Below are 2,399 nucleotides of genomic sequence, written 5' to 3'. Positions count from 1 at the left end.
GACTTCAATTGCTGGGGTCAATTGCCACTCGTCAACGGGCCTGAATTCAACGATTATATGAAGGAATGCCGCAAGTTCGGCAAAGCCATCTGGAATGTCACCGATAAGCGCGACGTCGATATCGTGTTTGAACATCCAGGCGAAAGCACTTTCCCGGTCTCGGTCTTCGTTACTAAGCGCGGTGGCATGGTTGTGATCTGTGCGGGCACGACGGGCTTTAATCTGACCATGGATGCCCGCTTCTTGTGGATGCGGCAAAAGCGCGTGCAAGGCAGCCACTTTGCCAATTTGCAACAGGCGAGTGCGGCCAACCAATTGGTGATTGAGCGCCGTATCGACCCTTGCATGTCGGAAGTGTTTGAGTGGGCCGATATCCCATTGGCGCATGAGAAAATGCTGGATAACCTCCACTTGCCCGGCAATATGGCAGTGCTGGTCTGCGCGCCAAAGCCCGGCCTGCGCACCTTTGAGGATGTGTTGGAAGCCAGCGAATCCGTGCCCGGCTAAGTCCCGCGCGGGCGAGGCTTGCCGAAAGCCAAATGCAGGATACGATCTCTCTCAAATAATGATTTGGGAGAGACTTCGCTATGACCGTCCACATACCCGCGAGCCAGTTCACGCGCTTTGAAGTCCGCCCTTTGACGCCCACCATTGGCGCGGAATTGCTGGGTCTTGATCTAAGCCAAGACTTAGATGACGCCATGATTGCCGACATTCGTGCCGCCCTTCTGACCCATAAGGTTGTCTTCTTCCGCGACCAAAACATCGACCGCGCCCAACATTTGGCCTTTGCTAGAAGGTTTGGCCCACTCGAAATTCACCCAGCCACCCCGCGAGATCAACCGGACCCAGAGGTCCTGCGCATTGCCCATGGCCCCAATTCGCGCGGGGTTGAGAATAATTGGCATTCCGATGTGACTTGGCGGGCAGAGCCGTCGCTGGGCTCCATCTTGCGCGCGATCGAATTGCCCGAAGTCGGCGGCGACACCCTTTTTTCCGACATGTATGCAGCCTATGACGCGCTGAGCCCTGCGATGCAGGCCTTTGTCTGCACGCTGGAAGCCGAGCACGATATTGCGCGGGTCTTTGCCAAGAGACTTAATCAAGACATTGAAAAGCTTCACGAGAAATTTCCTGTTCAAACCCATCCTGTTGTTCGAACCCACCCGGAGACAGGTCGGCGTGGGCTTTATGTCAACACGGGCTTCACCACCCGCATTCTGGGACTCTCCAAGAAGGAGAGCGATTGGCTGCTCGACCATTTGTACAGCCTCGCTGCGGTGCCAGAGCGTGTTTGCCGCTTCCGCTGGGCACCGGGCTCGCTGGCCTTTTGGGACAATCGCGCTTGCCAACATTATGCGGCATCGGACTATTTCCCAGCCGTGCGCATTATGGAGCGGGTGACCATTGCGGGGGATAGACCTTATTTTGATCCGTCACGGGGATGATAGACCGACCACAATGATGCACGTCGATTTTTGTTTAGCCACCTATGGGACGCTGGCCCCCGGCAAGCCCAATCACCACCGCCTCGCCCATCTGGGTGGAACATGGACGACCGGAACCCTGCGTGGACATTTGGTTGAAACGGGCTGGGGCGCAGCTTTGGGCTTTCCAGCCCTCAAGCTTGATCCCGCGGGTGATCTGATTGAAGTCCATCTCCTGATCTGCGAGCAATTGCCGCAGCATTGGGAATGGCTCGACGCCTTTGAAGGGGCCGAATATCGCCGCAGCGAAGTGCGTGTCGAAACGGCAGATGGCCCCGTCCTTGCTTGGATCTATCTGGCCGCGCAGGCCTAAGGCATCATCAGCAGTCGTGCGGCGTCATAGATCGCCCATAGTCCCAAAGGCACCAGCAAGACCGGGGTCAGACGGCGGATCGTCCAATCCATGAAGCGGTTGATCGTGCCGATTAAGGGCTCAAACTGCTTATGGGCGATCAGACGATAGCAGAGCAGAAAAATCAATGGGCTGACATAGATCAGGCTATAGAAGGCAAGCCACACCAGAAGGCCGAGAAAGCTTGCTTCGGTCGCCACCATGATCGGTATGGCACCGAAATAAGGGAAAGCCGTTGGCATATCGGAAATGGTCGCACCCAGAGCGAATAGAAAGACGCCGATGATAGCGGCAGAGCTGGGCTTCTTAACCGACTTGCCCTCCCCCATGGGCGGGCGTCGCCATAACAAGACCGCTCCAATGAAACAGCCAAGTGCAAGGGTCAGCCAGAAAACCACCATCATCCACGGCTTTATCCAAGGCTTGACGGCGGTCAGCAGTTCCGCCCAACCAGCCACCAGTGCAACACCTGTCAGGAAATAGACCAAAAATGTCGCACCAATGAAGGCAAGCCCCCGCCCGAGGCTCTGCTGCCCGGCAATGACAACCGCACAAGCGGC

4 protein-coding genes are annotated in these 2,399 nt (G+C 56.6%); 3 read left to right on the top strand and 1 reads right to left on the bottom strand.

What is annotated here, in order from left to right:
* The 3 genes from ACOVRA_RS08800 to ACOVRA_RS08790 form a co-directional block, all read left to right on the top strand.
* Positions 1-507: zinc-binding dehydrogenase (locus ACOVRA_RS08800; RefSeq protein ID WP_421719960.1), on the top strand; the 507-nt coding region annotated here is incomplete at its 5' end.
* An 80-nt stretch (positions 508-587) separates the two neighbouring features.
* Positions 588-1,448: a TauD/TfdA dioxygenase family protein gene (locus ACOVRA_RS08795; protein WP_421719959.1), complete on the top strand. Its 861-nt coding sequence runs from the start codon at positions 588-590 to the stop codon at positions 1,446-1,448.
* 13 nt (positions 1,449-1,461) lie between these two features.
* A complete protein-coding gene (locus ACOVRA_RS08790; protein WP_421719958.1) occupies positions 1,462-1,800 on the top strand; it encodes a gamma-glutamylcyclotransferase family protein in 339 nt (112 codons plus the stop codon).
* Here the strand turns inward: ACOVRA_RS08790 and ACOVRA_RS08785 are convergent.
* Positions 1,797-2,399: GAP family protein (locus ACOVRA_RS08785; RefSeq protein WP_421719957.1), on the bottom strand; the 603-nt coding region annotated here is incomplete at its 5' end. The two genes, ACOVRA_RS08790 and ACOVRA_RS08785, sit on opposite strands and share 4 nt — an antisense overlap.

This window comes from Aquidulcibacter sp. (assembly GCF_049239865.1).
Classification (GTDB): Bacteria; Pseudomonadota; Alphaproteobacteria; order Caulobacterales; family Aquidulcibacteraceae; genus Aquidulcibacter.
Note: the sequence above shows the minus strand (reverse complement) of the source record. Positions and strands in the feature narration are given on the sequence as shown.